This is a genomic window from Chitinivibrionales bacterium (assembly GCA_035516255.1).
Classification (GTDB): domain Bacteria; phylum Fibrobacterota; class Chitinivibrionia; order Chitinivibrionales; family FEN-1185; genus FEN-1185.
Genome location: DATJAL010000053.1, coordinates 1 through 16,035, shown reverse-complemented (window position 1 = coordinate 16,035; position 16,035 = coordinate 1). Strand labels below are relative to the sequence as shown.

The following is a 16,035-nucleotide window of genomic DNA, read 5'->3' as shown; positions in this document are numbered from 1 at the left end:
CCTGTCGATAAGCATGTTTTTCTTTGTGGCCCATAGGAGATAACCCCTTTCTGCTTGGGTTACCTTAATTATGAGCCTACGAATTAAAAACAGTATGTATCCGATAGGTATTCGGTTACATTTAATTTGAGCCTACGCGTTCATTCTGCTCTTTTATTTTTCCCTGGCACCGATCCCCCCACCGTGGTATAATATCCAATAGACAGCCAAACCCGTCCATCATATCAGCCGCGCGCGGCGGCCTATGTGTGCCTGAAACAGGCAGCATAAACTCATCATCAATGTCAAGAATGCTTTCACGTTCATGTGATTAGTCAAGTGCGTCTTCCCGGCAAAAGGAAAGGAGTCTGTGCGGATGAATAACGATGATTCACAGCGAGGAAACGTTCTCAATCCCGGCAACAACCGCGGTATGGGCCAGCCGAAATACCCGGAAAAGATGCCGAACTACAGCCCGAGCACGGCGTTTAATTACAGCCCGGCCACCGGATTCAACGGCGGCGGGCAGCATCCGCGGCGGAGAAACGACCGGTTCAAGCAGCCCATGGGAATGAATGACCGTATTGTCAAGCAGAACGACATCATCATCCGGCTGCTCAAGGAGATCCGGGACCGGCTGCCGGCGCCGGCGTATTCCGAGCAGAAGCCCGCGGCGCCCAGTGAAAGCAACGTTCCGGTCGCGGAATCCATCGAATCCGCTGAGGAAGAAAACGAGGGAACGGATCAGAGCGGCCCGGCGAACGAACACGATTTCCGCGACTAGTGAAGCGCTGCGCAAACCGCCGCCGGTTTCCAATGCCTGTCGGATGATTTTCAATTATTTTTGACCAATGCTTTCTTCGGCTGCCAGATTCCTGCTGCTTGTTTTTTCCGCTTGTGTTTATTGCTTTGCCGGCGACAGCCTCGTCTGCAACTTTCCTGTTTCAGCGACCTTCACCGAGGACGCGGTAACGATTTCGTGGCCGGAATATCCAGGTGCCGCCTCCTTTAATGTTTACGCGGACTACGGCATTGGTTTTAAGAAAGCCAATTTTACCCGCGTTGCCACGCGGAAGCGCTTCACCCTGCTCTGGGTGGAGGACAACCGGGAGAAAAAGCGGATTGTCAAGGGCAACAGGGTGGAATGCCGCGTGGTGCCGCTTATCCCGCATGTCAATAAGAATGACACGACCTATGTTGAAGGGCCGCCAAGCTGTCCGGTTAAGAACGGTTATTTCACCGGGTTTTCAAAAGTGCTTTCCGATACCGCCTGCGCAAGGATCCTCACCAGCGGGCAGCGGACCGCAAAAATATTTCCATCGGCCGTATCGGTGTCTCGAGCCGCGTTCTGTTCAAAATATGCGGGGCTGGCCCGCGACATCTATGCCTCCTACACCGCAAAGATAGATCCGCATGACGAGGGCGCGTGCGTGCCGTTTTCGAGCCTGGTGGCAAAGTATTTCACGCAAAAAGGAATTCCCTGCTACCGCGGCCAGGGGGTGTTTGTCAGCGCGTTCCACAGCTTCGACATCATCGTGATCGACAGCGTGGAATATGTTCTCGATTTCACCGCCGACCAGTTCGTGCCCGGTTCCTCGCCGGTGTTCATGCCGCGCGACTGGTGCTTTGCCGATTCTACCGGTATGCCCACGGCGCATCCTGCCGGGACGTTCACGAAATTCTACCAGATAGAAAAGGTTTTTTCTGCAAATCAAATCGCCTTTACCGAAACCCCTAAAGCCAAGGAATATCAGCAGCTTCTCGACAGCCTTCAGAAAAAATGAAAGTCGGATTTCAGCGGTCGGCGATCAGGAGTCAGCGGCCAGAAATCACACGGCCATAAATTGCCGGATGAATTCGAGAATGCCGTCCTTCAATAAATTTCTTGAAAACCCGCCTTTTATCAACGATTTTCTATTAGTTCATATCAAGTAACAAAGTGGAGGAGCATCCATGCAGATACAATTACGCAGCGCGGTCTCGACCGAAGGCAGGAGAATGGCGGGCGCCAGGGCACTGTGGCGCGCGAACGGCATGAAGGAAAACCAGTTCAGCAAGCCGATAATCGCCATTGTCAATTCGTTCACCCAGTTCGTGCCCGGCCACGTGCACCTTCACGAAATCGGCCAGCACCTCAAAAAGCTCATCGAGGCACAGGGATATTTCGCCGCGGAGTTCAACACCATCGCCATCGACGACGGCATTGCCATGGGGCACAACGGCATGCTGTATTCGCTGCCGTCGCGCGAGCTCATCGCCGACAGCGTTGAATACATGATGAACGCGCATATGGCCGATGCCATGATATGCGTTTCCAACTGCGACAAGATCACGCCCGGCATGATGATGGCGTCCCTGCGTCTCAACGTGCCGTCGGTGTTCGTTTCCGGCGGCCCCATGGAGGCCGGCGTCTGGAAGGGGAGAAAGTACGACCTCATCGACGCCATGGTCATGTCGGCGGACAGTGCCGTGCCCGACGAGGACATCGCCGGCATCGAATTCGCGGCATGCCCGTCGTGCGGATCGTGCTCGGGCCTTTTCACCGCCAACTCGATGAACTGCCTCAACGAGGCGCTCGGCTTTGCGCTGCCCGGCAACGGCACCGTTCTGGCCACGCATAAAAACAGGATCCGTCTGTTTGAAAACGCCGCTCGCCGCATTGTGGAAATTACAAAAGCATATTACGAAAACGGCGACGAATCGGTGCTGCCGCGTTCAATCGCGACGCGAAAGGCGTTTTTCAACGCCATGAGCCTTGACATCGCCATGGGCGGATCCACCAACACGGTTCTGCATCTGCTCGCCGTCGCGCACGCGGCCGGGGTGCCGTTTACCATGAAGGACATCAATGCGCTGTCGAAAAAGGTCCCGGTGCTGTGCAAGGTGGCGCCGAGCTCGCATTTCCATGTGGAGGATGTCAACCGCGCCGGCGGCATCATGGGCATCATGGCCGAACTCGACCGGGCCGGGCTCCTTGACACATCGGCAGTCCATGTCGCGGGCGGCACCCTCGGCGACGTCATCCGGAAAAACGACATCATGGGCCCGATGGTGACGGGCGAGGCGGTTGAGAATTGCAAGAGCGCGCCGGGCGGCGCCGCCCGCAACCTTCAGCTCGGCACGCAGGCGGCGATGTACCCGGAGCTTGACAAAGACAGACAAAAAGGCTGCATACGCAGCGCTGCGACCCCTTACAGCACGGATGGCGGGCTCGCGGTTTTGTCCGGCAACATTGCGAAAAAAGGGTGCGTCGTCAAGACCGCGGGCGTGGCAGAATCCATGTTGCGGTTCAGCGGCCCGGCAAAGGTGTTCCATTCGCAGGAACAGGCTGCCGACGGCATTCTTGCCGGAAAAATAAAAGAAGGCGACATCGTGGTCATCATTTATGAAGGGCCAAAGGGAGGCCCCGGCATGCAGGAAATGCTGTATCCTACGTCGTATCTGCGGTCCATGCATCTGGGCGCGAAATGCGCGCTGCTCACCGACGGGCGGTTCTCGGGCGGTTCTTCCGGATTGTCGATAGGTCACGTTTCTCCGGAGGCTGGCGCTGGAGGAGACATAGCATTGGTCAAGAACGGCGACAGCATCGAGGTTGACATACCAAAACGGACAATCAATGTCAAACTTACCGCAGCCGAGCTGGCAAAGCGCAGGAAAGCCGAATTGAAAAAAGGCAAGAACGCCTTCAAACCCAGGCGCAAACGGGTGATCTCCGATGCGCTCAGGGAATACGCGCTGTTTGCTCAGTCGGCGGACGTTGGAGCGATTAGAATAGTGCCGAAAGAATAGGAAAAATAAAGTTGACCGTTGACTGTTAACGGATGACGGTAAAGAAAAAAGAGAGAACAAATTTTGTCTTGGACAGTTATTTGATAAATCATGTGCGATTGGCGCCGTTGGAATATGGTTAGTTGATAAGGTTTGCCGCCGCGTTTCGCGGCATCGGGCCGTGACAGCCCAAGGCGTCAGCCGAGACCGGAGTGAGGGCCGACCCGACACCGAGCGTTTGCGAGGTGGAGGGGAACGCCCAATTTAATATCTTACACGAAGAAGGAATATTTATGAAATCGTCCGCCAAACAATACCTTGACGAATGCCTCACCGCATACCCGGTGCTTGAGTCTTTCCAGGAAGATATTATAAGGGCGTTCGAAATCCTCGTGGCCTGTTTTAAAAAGAACGGCAAGGTGCTTATCTGCGGGAACGGCGGCAGCGCGGCCGACGCGGACCATATCGTGGGCGAACTGATGAACAAGTTCTCGCTCAAACGACCCCTGGCAAAACAGGATTCCGAAAAAATAAAGGCGAGCGCGATCACCCTGAACGACAAGCAATTTCTGCTTAGCCACCTTCAGCGCCAGCTTCCCGCAATATCGCTTTCGGCGCATTCACCGCTCGTCACCGCCATCGCCAACGACGAAGACTCCGAAATGATTTTCGGCCAGCAGGTGCTCGGTTACGGCAGGGAAGGCGATGTCCTGATCGCCCTGACAACGTCGGGAAATTCAAAGAACGTCATACGCGCCATATGCGTTGCGAAAATTTTCGGGCTTAAGATCATCTGCCTTACGGGAAAAAGCGGCGGCAGGGTGAAAGACCTCGGCTGCGACGTATTGATCCGCGTGCCGGAAGAGGTGACCTATAAAGTCCAGCAACTCCACCAGCCGGTGTACCATTGCCTGTGCGGCATGGTGGAAGGCGAGATTTTTGGGTAAAGTTATCCTTCTGCGGCCGATCCAACCCGCCTGTTTTTATTTTCCTGCATTTTTTTCTTAAATATTGTATTTTTTTATAGTTATATTATTGTCATTAAGACAGACGTGAGAGGGGCGGCCTGTTTTAATTTCACCGGAGTTGCTAACGTGCTGGTTTTACTTTCCCGATGCTGTCCACTATGGTTACTCCACCGAATATTTTCCCTGTTTTTCTTGAGAAAAAGAGAACTTGAATAATATTAATTGCGACTGTACTATATAATATTGATAATGCTGACGACGGTTTATACGATTAAGGTGGTGCGGTTGTTATCCTTTATCAATGAAAAAAAATAAATTTTAGTTAGCGCTCATGTTTTTTTTAAGCGAGGACTGTCCTATGAGAAAAGCGACGCGCGGAAAGATTTTTATAAATGGCTTAATGCTTGCGGCTGTTTTGCTGTTATGGCATGGAACAACGCAGGCGGGCGCTCCCATTCTTTCCGGGGTGAACCCCACGCTGGCCCCGCCTGTTGCCAAGGGTGATGCAAATCCTCCAGGATCCACCGTTTCTTCCTTTCTCAACCCTATCGTTACAAACGGCACCATGGTCGATGATTTCGAACACACCGGTACTACCTCGAAGTGGGGCGGAACGTGGACCACGTGGTCTGCCGGCGTCGGGACTGTTTTTCCACAGTTGCCGTTTACCGGCCCGTCTCCGGGGGGCTACGGCAATTCGCAATGTGCAAGAATAACCTTCACTCTCGCCGACAACGGCGTGCCACCGCTGGGATACACGCCTTACGTTTTGCTTTCGGTTGCCCTCGCGGCAACACCCCCCTGCGATTTGACACAGGCGACAGGTTTCAGGTACTGGTACAAAGGCAGCAAGCATACTCTCAAAGTGGAAACGACCGACATTCCGCAATCGCAATATTCCTGGGGCGATACATTGCCCTCGTCACCTTCCGCTTGGAAACAGGTCAGCATCACCTGGGCCAATCTTTTCCAACTGGGGAACCCACCCACGCCCACGGCCTTGAGCAAGGCCTTGGTTAAAGCGCTAACGTGGGTTGTCCAGCAGCCGGCGGGATATACCGATTCGCTTTTGATTGACAATGTGGAAGTGCTCGGCTTTGCCGGACGCGGCATCGCCGTGACCGGCGCGGACAACACAAACGGCGCATGGCAGTACTCCCTTACGAACCCGGGAACCAACTGGACGCCGGTCGGCACGGTGAGCGACCTAAGCGCAACGCTCCTCGATTCTTCGGCAATGGTGCGGTTTGTTCCCAACGCCACCTATACGGGTCCCGCGACTTTTATCTTCCGTGCCTGGAACCATGTGGACAATAAGGCGAACGGTGCTACAGGCCAGTCGGTGACGCTAAACGGCGGCGTGACCGCATACAGCGCTGGGTCAGCAACAGGGACAGTCCAGGTGCAGAGCTCCAATGCGCCGGTGATCACCAATCAGCCCGCGACGCCGGATACGGTAAATGAGGGTGGGACATTGTCGCTCAGCGTCACCGCGACAAATGCCACTACTTACCAATGGAAACTCGGCGGTGTCAATATACCGGGCGCCAATGCAGCAACCTACACCAAGACCCCGGTTGCGGCCTCTGATGGAGGCTTTTACACAGTGATGGTGAAAAACGCCACCGACAGCCTGCTCAGCACGCAAGCATCGGTGATAGTCAGGCTCAAACCGACGAACGTAACGGTGAGTCCCGCATTACAGACCGTGCTGGTGGGCGCGCCCTCGGTTACGTTTACGGCAACCGTGGGCACGGGAACCCCTCCTTATACGTACCAATGGAGAAAAGACGGCGTTAACTTGACAGGAAAAACCGGCCCGTCAATTACAATCGCGCCTGTAGCGCAGACCGATGGCGGCGCCTACACCGTGGTGGTGACCAATCTTGCGGGTTCCGCCACTTCCACCAACGCCGGCCAGCTCACGGTCAACGTGCCTGTCAAGGCGCTTTTCACGGTGTCCGACACCATCGCCAAGGTGGGTACCCCTATAACGTTTACCAATAATTCAACTGGCCCTTTCACGAAAGGATTGTGGTATTTCGGCGACGGTAATTCTGACACCACCAATAACAGCAAGCCGACCCATACCTATGATTCCGCAGGATCTTTTTCGGCGTGGCTCATACTGGTTGACCAGACCGGAAAAAAATTGGACAGCGCGACCATCACGATAAGGACCTTCAAGGACAACCCGGTCGGGATTTCGGGAAAGTACCTTTCACCGGGAACCGCGCAGATATCGTTCTTCGATGTCACCGGCATAGCAACCGCTTTTCCCACCCTTCCGTATGCCGACAGCCTGCGGCTGTGGTATAAATCCGGCAATGTCATTCCCGCTTCGGAACAGTCAAGCACCATTTGCGGCACCTATGCCATCACGGCAATGCAGGCGGCGGCCCAACCCTTCACGGCCCCGGTCAACGTCACGCTCGCGGCCGCCGATTCGTTTTGCGGTTTCATGACTGAGGTGCACTGGTACAACGGGAACTCGTGGTCGTGGAGCGCGTTTAATGCAGCCAACGGCATAACCGTGCTCATGCGGGACACATTCCCTCCTGTCAATAATGCGAGCCTGAGCGGCACCTACATCAACGGCACCGATTCCGTCATTTTCACCGCGTCCAACTTGAAAACCGTGGATGCATCGTCCGTTGACGCTTTTGCGATATGGTTCGGCACCGACACCGGCCAATCAACCCCGAATTTTACCGATTCCACTCAAACCAAGTGGTTCAACCTGCAGGCTGAAATGGCCACCATTAACGCCACAAACGGCCGCGACAGTATCACCGTCGGTAACCCGCTTTTCAACACCGGCGTTGTTAAAAAGCTGTATTGCGCGCTGGTGCTCAGGGGAAAAAACGGCAGATTGAGCACGACCGTGGTCAGGGCAGCCTATCTGGCCGGCGTCAACCGTCCGGCCAATCCCATTATCCTGCACGCGATCGCGCAGAGCCCGAGCAAAGTCACCCTGAGCTGGAACCCGGTCGGCGGCGTCTCGGCGATCCGCATCTGGTACCGGGCGAATACGGCCGTGCCCGTCGGAACGTCCAGCTTCACCCGTCCGCCGTTTGATTCGGTCACCATCACCACCATCACCGACACCACACGATTGATTACGGGGCTGCTGGATTCGACCCATTATTTCTTCGGCGCCCAGGTATTGCAGGGAAGCCAGTGGTCATATGTAACCGACAGCTCGAGCGCCAACGCCACAACGCAACCCGCGGGTGCAAAGCTGCCAGTGAATTCGGTTCAGATCACGAGCATAGTTTTCGATACGGCCGCCAACCAGATCGTGGTGCACTGGACCGTGGACAACTCGCTCCCGGATCCGCTCGAGATCGGGATTTCCTATTCGACGGTCGGGTATCCTACCAATGACACGAGCGTCCACCAGATTGTTCCGGTGCAGGCCAGCTCGGGCAGCGCCACGGTCAATTTGCAGGAAGCACTGCAGTTCAGCGGCAGCACCACCGACACCACGCATTATTACGTTGCCCTTTGGGAGCGAAGGGTGGACGGAAAATTGACCGATCCAACCGCCAATTCCGAGAAGGCGGTCGCGATTCCCTATTACAATTGGCAGAACGTCCAATATTTTACCGCCGTGCCTGGTGATATAAACGTGGTCTTCAACGGCAACATTTTGCTTGTCACGCAAGGAGTGACCGCTCCCACCCCCACAAACGCCACGATCAGAGTGTACCAGCCATCCTCCGCAAGCCTTGCCGGGTTTATTCCCGTGGGGATAGCTTTTTCCTTTGACAATCCGGCTCAATTGCAGTCTCCTCCGTTCATAATCAAAATCAGGTGCGGGACACTGCCCGCCGGTTACTCTATAAGCCAGGTGAAAATTTACCGGTTTACAAACGGGGCGTGGTGCGTTGACAGAACAACCGCATTCGACAGCACCGGCTATATCTGGATAATGACGCCGTGGACGACCATAAACAATCCCTTCATGGCGCTCATTGACACTCTGCCCATATCCATTACGCGACCCGCGCATTCGGACACGATTCCCGCTTGGAGTGAAGTATATGACACGCTCATCATCAGCGACAACTCGGGCAATGTTGCGTGGACTTATTCCTACGCTGCGGGCGGCGAGGCATACAATCCCAACCCCGTGCGGTCTTCCACGCTCACGGGCACCAGCGACAGAATTCCCATCTATATACCGAGCCAGTACGCTTCGCCGGACAACGGGCTTCGCGCGACCGTGACCGTGAACGACGGCATGCATTACGACACCTTCAACGTGTCGCGCCAGGTGTCGCGCATCGACAGCGCCGATTTCGAAACCGCGGTCACCGACCCGTTGAAATGGGTCCCGCTACGGGTGACGGCCGCGCTGTCGAACCCGGATGTGAACGCCATATTCAGATACACCTCCGGCGGGGACCAATTCACTTACGATCCGAAGCAGGTACGCATATTCCGCTGGCAGCAGCAGAAATGGGTTGAGTATTCCGATAATGCAAAAAATATTTTCACGCCCGTGCCCGGCATGGTGCTTTGGATAAAAACCAAGGAAAGCTGCGTGGTCAATTTCGGCGGCGGCATCACGCCGTCGCTCAAGAATCCGTATCCCATAAGTTTTGCGGCCGGGGAAGCTACCGATTTTGCCCTACCGTTCAAGTTCAATGTTCTTATCGGCGATATACTTGACTACTCCGACACTACAGCGAAGAACCTGGCGTTTTATTCGTGGGACCGTGATCCGGCGAGCGGACTCTATTCCCACACCCTGCTCTATTCCGCCGCCACCGGAGCAGGCGGCCCAAGCTCGACCTTGCTATTCACCCAGTGTTACATGGCGGTAAACCCGACCACCGGCGCGACGGCCGCTTCGATCAACATTCCTCCGATTCCATACGTGACGTCTAAATATTTCACCGGCGTTACCAAACGCGCTGCGCAAAAAGGCTGGACCCTGTCGGTGAACGCGAGCATGGCTGACGGCGCGAAGCTGTGCCCCGTGTACTGCGGATACAATCCGGCGCTTGGCACCCCTTCGGCATTATATCCCGTGCCGCCGACGTTCGCTCCGGCGTGCGCCGGGGTTGCCGGCGACGCGGACAGCAAGCTCTACGGCATCGCGGTGCTGAATGCCCTCAAGGGGAACGGATGCACGTTCAAGCTTGCATTTGTCAATGAATCGGACCAGCCGCAGCAGGTGAAGTACCATCTGGAAAAAACAACGCCGCTGCCCGGGGGAATGTCCGCGAAGGTGTTCAGCGAGGCAACCGGCGCGTGGGAGAATTTTTCAGGCGGTGACGCGGGCGTGTCGCTCGCGGCAGGGGAGCGCCAGTACCGGTGGCTGGTCGTGGGCACCGATGCGTTCCTGGCCAAGGCAGCGGCGCTCATCAAGACCGCAAAACTGCTGTTTGCCGGTATCTATCCCAACCCGGCCAGCGCGCTTGTGCACATCAGGTACAGCGTGCCGCAGGCAGGCGTGAGCGGCGTAAAGTTCACCATCTACGACTTGCGCGGCAGGCTGGTGTGGCAGAAGGTTACTTCAGAGCAGGGCGGCGGCATGCGTGAGGTGGTCTGGGACGGAACGTCGCTTTACAAGCAGTCAGTATCCGCAGGCGTCTATCTTATCCGCATGCAGGCGCTTGACATGAAGCAAAAACCCTTTGGCCTGTTCGAAAAGAAAATGACGTTTATGCCACGGTAACTCAAAGGCAAGACGGTTTGAAAGGCCGGTTCGGGCAGATCCCTGACCGGTCTTTTTTTTCCTCTTTTTATATAAACAATGCGGCCCTAAACAACGACTATTGGTGTGGGCAAGTAACATGAGGAATGGCAAGGGATTTGGCGTTAAAGATTTACACGTTTAAGTATTGCAGTATTAAATAATTGATGATATAATTTAAACAAAGCATTGTATTAATCGATTTATTTAGCACTTACTAAGAATAAGATAAGTGGGGGATATGCAATGAACGGATCGACGATAAAATCTCGTAACTGTTGTTTTCTCATTGCCTTTACATGCATCGGATTGCTGGGATGGAGCCATAAAACATATGGTGCGGAAGATTATTCTCAATGGGCGCATGCCTGCACTATAACGCTCAACACCTCGGCTTCGGGCGCCAACGTCACCACCGCCCAAGCAGGATTTCCTGTTCTTATAAGATTGACAAATGCTATTACCGCTTTCACCTTCGGCGACGCGATGTCCGGCGGCCAGGACCTCCGGTTCGCCAAGTCCGACGGAACGCATCTGCCGTACCAGATCGAGCGCTTCGACCAGGGCAACCAGCTTGCCGAAATTTGGGTCAAGGTGGATGTGAACGGCAATGACAACACGCAGTTCATCACCATGTATTGGGGCAAGGCCGGATCCGCCGACAGCTCGAACGGCGCCGCAGTGTTCAGCAACGGGTTCCTGGTTGCCGCGCATCTCAACGAAACCGGAAATTCCAGCTCGGGAGGGTATTTGAATGCCGCGTCCGCGGGAAACGGAACCGGCAGCGGCATGGTTTCCGGCGATGAAACGAGCGGCATCATAGCGCGCGGCCAGAATTTTTCTTCCATCCCGCTGACCGCCGACGCCGCGGCGGGCCAGGCCGTTGTTACGATTGCAGCAGCAAGCACGTCAAGATTCGCCGTGGGCGAGGCGGTGGCTGTTTCAGCCGGCGGCGGCAATTCCGAATACAAGATCATACAGAGCATCGATGCTGGTACAGGCACGATCACCCTCACCACCAATCTTGTCAACGCCTACACCGTGGCGGCCGGTAGTTTTCTGGCTCGGTTCATCAGAATTCCCTCGGGAGTAAATTTAAATGCGGTAGATTTTACCATGTCCGGATGGGTAAAAACGACCGCTCTCAACGGCCAGCAATATTTTTTGAACTGCGCCACGGTGGCAACACCCAATCAGCGTTTTTCTCTCGGCATTAATAATACTAATTTTTATTGTACCAAATATGGTGATGGCAGTGTTACCAGCCCCGCCGACCTAAATTGGCATTACGTGGTGGCAACATGGACGAATGCGACTCTCCTCCAGACACTTTATGTTGATGGAGCATCCGTTGGCACGCATACGTCGGGGTCAACTAATGCGATAAACGGTGAATGCACCATAGGTTGGCGTGAGACTCCCAACTCTTACGAATGGAACGGCAGCGTCGATGAGGCATGCGTCGCCAACGTTGCTCGGTCGGCCGACTGGATAAGGCTTTGCTACCAGTCCCAGATGTCCGGCGCTTCGTGGCTCAGCTTTTCCTCCGTGACGGTTTCTCCTCCGTCAATTACCTCGGATCCGTCCAACACGACTGTCAACGCGGGCCAGACCGCCTCGTTCACAGTCGGCGCTTCGGGCGGCGGCCTTACGTACCAATGGCAGCGGTACGTCGGCGCGGCATGGCAGGACGTGGCCGGCGCGACCACCGCGACCTATTCCTTTACAACCGCGTATCCCACCGACAATGGCGCCCAGTTCCGCTGTCACGTCCATAATTCCATGGGAGACGCGTATTCGAACGCCGCAACGCTCACGGTGACCTGCAACCCGCCTTCGATCACCCAGCAGCCTTTGGCCCAAAGCGTCGCCGCGGGGCAGAACGCGGTGTTCATCATCGGCGCGAGCGGACAAACGGGATACCAGTGGCAGCGGAGCAATGACCATGGCGGTACTTGGGTGAATGTGACCACCGGTTCGGGCGGCACGACAAATACTTACACCCTGTCAACAGTGGCGGGCGACAGTGGGGCGCAGTTCCGCTGCCAAGTGAGCAATTCGTGCGGCACCATCAATTCAAACGCAGTGATTTTGAGCGTTGGAGGGTGCCCTGCGCCCACGATCTCGTCGCCGCCGCATGACACGACCGCCGAAGTGGGACAGACAGTTTCCTTCAGCGTCACGACGTCGGGATCGGGCCTTACCTACCAGTGGGAGAGGAGCCCGGACGGGTCTACGTGGAATCCGGTTGGGACCAATTCAGCTACCTTCAGTCTCACCGTTCAATCGACCGATAACAACACCCGGTTTCATTGCAAGGTGACCAATGTCTGCGGAACAACCACATCTTACGGGGCACTGCTTGTCGTGTGTACACCGCCTTCCATTGCCACCCAACCTGCGCCCTGGACAGGAATTGCAGGATCAACTGCATCATTTTCATGCTCCGTTCCCCCTGCAGTGACCAGCCCCACGTACCAATGGCAAAGAAATGACATCGGAGGGACCTGGGGAAGTGTTCCGGCGGGTAACGGCAGCGGGACAACAACGAATTATACCTTTACTGCCCAGGCGGCTGATAACGGAATTTCATTCAGGTGTTTTGTGACAGGGGCCTGCAGTCCGTCGGTTTACACAAACGCCGTCACCGCCTCTGTGTGTTCGCCGCCCACCACCACGAACCCGTCGAACCAAAGCGTTCTTGAAGGTCAACCGGCCACGTTCAGCGTCACGGCTGGCGGGGGGGTGACATACCGGTATCAATGGCAATACAGCCTAGACAGCGGCGTAGGATGGAGCAGCACATCGGCGGCCGACACGTTTTCCACGCTCACCTTCTCGACGTTGGCTTTACAAAACGGGTACAGATACCGCTGCGAGGTCTGGAACGGCTGCGGCGCCACCCCCGCAATTTCCACGGCTGCGGTTCTCGCCGTGTGCGCGCCCGCGCACATGTTTTCACAGCCCGGCAATCAGGATAAAAATGTGGGTGACACGGCAATGTTTACCGTCACTGCCACCGGCTCGCTCCCCATTACCTTTCAATGGCAGCGTAGTCCCGACGGCACCACGTGGGCGAACGCGACCACCGGAAGCGGCGGTACGACCAATACATATACCCTGGTAACTGCCGGTTCTGACAATAACGCGAAATTCCGCTGCATGATTCAAAATTCGTGCGGAAAAGATTCGTCTGCGGTTGTAACGCTCTCGGTTTGCACGCCGCCGGTGATTACCGTTCCGCCGCATGATACAAATGTCAATCCAGGGGCGCTGGTTTCATTTAAAGTCAGTGTTTCCGGCACCAATCTTACTTATCAATGGCAAAGAAGCAACGACGGTGGATTGAATTGGAGCATTATCGCCGGCGCAACGGCACCGACCTGCACGCTTACAACGGTCGCATTGGACAACGGCGCAAAATTCATGTGCATTGTCACTAGTAAATGCGGCTCCATCAACAGTAGCATTGCGACTCTCATCGTATGCGTGCCCGTCAAGGTAACGGCGCAGAACATCGGCCGCGACAGCGTACTCGTGGGCGCGCCGATAACTTATAAGATGACGGCAAACGGCTCGGCCGTGCGTTTCCAGTGGCAGAAGAGCACCGACGGCACCACCTTTACCCCCGTTGCGGGCGACACCCTGGATTCCATCTCGTTTGCCGCTGCGAAAAGCGACAGCGGGGTGACATGGAACTGCGTTGTTTCAGGCCAGTGCGGAGCGCCCATCACGAGCAATCCCGGCAAGGTGCTGGTGTACACGCCGGTGAAGGCCGCGTTCGGGCTGTTCCCTCCCGCGGGCATCGCGCCGCTCGCGGTGACGTTCGTCGACTCCTCGACCGGTGACTTTACAAAGAGGATTTGGGCCTTCGGCGACAGCAGCACGGACACCAATTTCAGCGGGAACAAGAGCGTCACGCACAATTTCAACACTGCGAACAATTTCAACGTTAAGCTCCTGGTGAGCGGGCCCGGCGGGACCGACACCATAACGAAACAGGTGTTCACCTATCCGCTGGGCAGCGACCCCATCCAGATCACGGGTTCGTACCTTACGCCGACGAAAATGCAGATCAGGCTCACCAATTACGGCACGCTCACGCCGCCGGCGCCGTCGATCATCGCGGATTCGGTGGGCCTGTGGTACAAGGTCGATTCACTGCCAGCCACCCAGTCGCAGGGAACGTTCGTCAAATGGTATCTGCCGAGCGACCTTCGCGGGCGAGGAAGCGAATATTACGACACGATCCCGGTCCCCGCGCTCACCGGCAGCGACAGCGTTTACGGGATAACGAACGCCATTTTGTGGTCGGACCATTCGTACAGCACCTTTCTGGCCGGCAACGGTTTTCTCGTGCTGATGCGCGACACGGCGCGGGTAACGAACGATATCAGGATTTCCGGCACCTACGTGCCCGACGACACGGCGCTGGTCCGCCTCGACAATGTTGACAAGATAGACACGCTGCGCATCGATTCGGTGGGCCTCTGGTACAGCCTTACCGGCGACACCGTGGCGGATTTCACCGACAAGAACTTCACCACATGGCTCAAGCCGGCCGTTCTCGCGAAATCGGGGACGCAGTACATGTATCCCATTGTCAACACCGTGTTCAACAGCGAGCAGCGGACGATCGCCGTGGCGGTCATCCAGCTGGGCTTCAACAGAACCCGAAGCCCGGTGAATACCTACAAGTTCGTCGTTGGCAAGCCGCGGCCCGCCAATCCGATCCATTTGACCGCGCGGGCGCTCTCGCCGAACCGGATCCGCCTCACGTGGAACAACATCGCGAGCGCGGGCGTTGAGCGTATCTTCATCTGGGTGCGTCCCGACAGCGCCGTTCCCCTTGCCATTGACGTGACGTCGCTCAATCTCGACACCTTGGTGCCGTCCGTGGCCGATACGACCATCGTGGGCAGCAAATTCAACGAGCAGACGCGTTATTATTTCGGCGCGCAGGTATACAAAGGCGGGCTGTGGTCGTTCATCACCGCGGCCGCGAGCGCCAATGATTCCACGCCCGCGGCGCTCGCCAAGCTTGATTCGAACACGGTGAGGATTACCTCGCTTACCTTCGACACGACGGTCAACCAGATCAAGGTGTGCTGGACCCTGAATCCCATCGTGGCCGAGAGCCTCCAAGTGGGCATACTGTATTCGCCGGATTCCATGCCCCTGGTTGACAACGGCAACCAGCAGGTGGTCGACGTGACCGGAATTTCGGCATGCGCATATGTGAAGCTCCGTGAGGACCTGATGTTCGACCACACGTATTACGTTTCGATGTGGCTGCGGCGGCCCGGCGGCAAGTGGACCGATCCCGATCCGAAACTGCATTCGAAGGACAGCATACACGTGCCGCTGTTCACCTGGCAGTCGGTGACGTATTCCCGTCACGTCAACGACACGGTGTTTGCTTTCAACAATAATTTACGGTTCACGAACACGCCGGACGACCAGAGCAACACCCCCAACATCGTGTATCTCAGGCAGCCCGACACCTCCTGGCTTGCCGGATTCATTCCGGTGAGCATCGGGTTCGAGTTCAGTAACAAATCCGCGGGCATTCCCTTTTACGTCGGCCTCAAGGTGCAGTCCGTGCCTACGGGC

6 protein-coding genes are annotated in these 16,035 nt (G+C 56.0%); all 6 read left to right on the top strand.

Going from position 1 to position 16,035, the window contains the following annotated elements:
• The first annotated feature begins 355 nt into the window (after positions 1–355).
• Complete coding sequence (locus VLX68_16795; protein ID HUI93904.1) at positions 356–763, top strand: hypothetical protein; 408 nt, start codon at positions 356–358, stop codon at positions 761–763.
• Positions 764–830: 67 nt separating this feature from the next.
• The gene (locus tag VLX68_16790) at positions 831–1,763 is read left to right on the top strand and encodes a hypothetical protein (protein HUI93903.1); all 933 of its coding nucleotides are present in this window, start codon (positions 831–833) and stop codon (positions 1,761–1,763) included.
• A 169-nt stretch (positions 1,764–1,932) separates the two neighbouring features.
• Positions 1,933–3,768: a dihydroxy-acid dehydratase gene (gene ilvD / locus VLX68_16785; protein ID HUI93902.1), complete on the top strand. Its 1,836-nt coding sequence runs from the start codon at positions 1,933–1,935 to the stop codon at positions 3,766–3,768.
• Between the two features lie 272 nt (positions 3,769–4,040).
• On the top strand, positions 4,041–4,694 hold the full coding sequence (locus VLX68_16780) for an SIS domain-containing protein (GenBank protein ID HUI93901.1): 654 nt from the start codon (positions 4,041–4,043) through the stop codon (positions 4,692–4,694).
• Between the two features lie 421 nt (positions 4,695–5,115).
• Positions 5,116–10,404, top strand: a complete 5,289-nt coding sequence (locus VLX68_16775; protein HUI93900.1) for an immunoglobulin domain-containing protein — start codon at positions 5,116–5,118, stop codon at positions 10,402–10,404.
• A 264-nt stretch (positions 10,405–10,668) separates the two neighbouring features.
• On the top strand, positions 10,669–16,035 hold a 5,367-nt coding region (locus VLX68_16770), incomplete at its 3' end, for a DUF2341 domain-containing protein (GenBank protein HUI93899.1).

Bases quoted from the DNA above. Each gene is read 5' to 3' on its own strand.
- VLX68_16795 (HUI93904.1), top strand. From the start codon at position 356: ATGAATAACGATGATTCACAGCGAGGAAACGTTCTCAATCCCGGCAAC.
- VLX68_16790 (HUI93903.1), top strand. From the start codon at position 831: ATGCTTTCTTCGGCTGCCAGATTCCTGCTGCTTGTTTTTTCCGCTTGT.
- ilvD (HUI93902.1), top strand. From the start codon at position 1,933: ATGCAGATACAATTACGCAGCGCGGTCTCGACCGAAGGCAGGAGAATG.
- VLX68_16780 (HUI93901.1), top strand. From the start codon at position 4,041: ATGAAATCGTCCGCCAAACAATACCTTGACGAATGCCTCACCGCATAC.
- VLX68_16775 (HUI93900.1), top strand. From the start codon at position 5,116: ATGCTTGCGGCTGTTTTGCTGTTATGGCATGGAACAACGCAGGCGGGC.